This window comes from Lyngbya aestuarii BL J (assembly GCF_000478195.2).
Lineage (GTDB): Bacteria > Cyanobacteriota > Cyanobacteriia > Cyanobacteriales > Microcoleaceae > Capilliphycus > Capilliphycus aestuarii.
The window spans coordinates 1-1,690 of the sequence record NZ_AUZM01000190.1 but is presented as its reverse complement, the minus strand read 5'-3'; the positions used below and the strand labels follow the sequence as shown (position 1 = coordinate 1,690).

Sequence of the window (1,690 nt, the reverse complement as noted above, 5' to 3'; positions counted from 1 at the left end):
TTGTAAAATTCGAGGTCTGGCTTCACCCAAAGAAAAAGGCTTTTGCGATCGCAATGAATAGCAAAAACAACGAGGTAAACACTCAGGAAGTTCTTGATCATTTTCTCCCGGTTTCAGCATTTTACTAATATCGGGTGCATTCACTGGGAACAACACTTCAGACGGTTGTAACCGCATTAATTCTTGGGTGAGGTGTTCTAAATGTTCTGACTGGGTAGTGAGAAATTCTCCGGTGGAAATATCTGCATAAGCTAACCCCCAATATTCACCTGCGATCACAATTGCCGCTAAATAATTATTTTGGCGACCTTTGAGCATATTATCATCCGTTAGAGTTCCAGGTGTTAGAACACGGGTGACTTCTCGCCGAACTTGTCGCCTTTCTTTGGCGGCGATGGCTGCATCTTCAACCTGATCACAAATGACGACGGCATAGCCTTTTTCTAACAGGGTAGCGCTGTAGCGATAAACGTGTTCGTGGGGAACTCCAGTCATCGGAACTCGCCCCACTTCTTTTCCGGCGGCTTTGGTGGTTTGGATGAGTTCGAGTTCACGGGCGATGGTGACGGCATCTTGAAAAAAGCACTCGAAGAAGTCGCCTACCCGAAAAAAGAGTAACGCATGAGGATATTGTTGTTTAACCTCGATATATCGCTGCATCATTTCCGACAGTTTGCTGGTGTCGAGTTTTCGGTAGTCAGCGTTGGGGTATTCTTCGGGTTGAGTAGATGCAGGGGTGGAATCAGACATAGCAGATTTAAGACTCTTAGCAGGGTGCTACCCTGATCAACTTTACCGCGATTGTGACCTCTCGTTTGTGAATTTGTTCAACTTTTTTGGGGTGAGGGATGAGAGCCATTGGGGGGAGATCACCTGATGACTCTGGCGGTTAAGAATGGTTTATGTAAAGGAACTGTAAAGCTTACAGGCTTCAAATCATCTATCTTCTAACTGATTTTAAAACAATAGGAGGCGTTTTTTAAAGATTCTGTAAAGGTAAACGGAGAATTGTAGACATTTGATAAAACATATGGCAATCTTTTATATAGCTGTGAAAGTTAAGTGAAACCTGGGATATTCTCAGGTCGTGATTAGGCTGGGCGAATTGAGAGTTGGTCTGTTTGGTATTGTTAGTTGAAACTAATTTTTGGCCACTGTCTTTGAGATGAAATCAAGACAGGGGTAAAAGAAATTTGATCATTGTATATTCATCAAACGTTTTTGAATTTGATATTCATTAATGCTTTGAGATGAAAACCAGTCACTTGCATTGGAAAATCGGATAATGTCGAGACTCCAGGGACTTAACACTCTCAAGTTAGAGGGAGAAAACTGGCTGTTATCAAAGGAGCAAACAAGCTTTCAGTCTCGAAATTCGGCGAAAAGTCGAGGACTCAGTTTTATTTTTGTGAGTTCAGAAATAGGTTAGCTCACATCTGTTATTGATTAACTTTTTTAACAAGATGTGATTTTTCTCGAATTTTTAACCCGGTTTTTCAGAAAAAAGAATAGTTGACACTACATTCGGAGTAGAACTCCCCTGAAAACGAATGAGCCAATTAAATTCTCAGTTTCGGCATTCAGCTCAGACAACGAGCCGAAAAAGGAGTGCATCAGAGAGTATCTCTGCTTTTGAACAACTTCTCACCTTTCTCAATATTGAGAGTAGTCTGGCGGTGAATCTTAGTCA

The 1,690-nt window shown here is 41.7% G+C and carries 1 protein-coding gene; it reads right to left on the bottom strand.

The features are described 5' to 3' along the window. A partial coding sequence (locus tag M595_RS27405) for a MutS N-terminal domain-containing protein (protein ID WP_023069834.1) occupies window positions 1-750 on the bottom strand: 750 nt, incomplete at its 3' end. Window positions 751-1,690 lie beyond the last annotated feature (940 nt).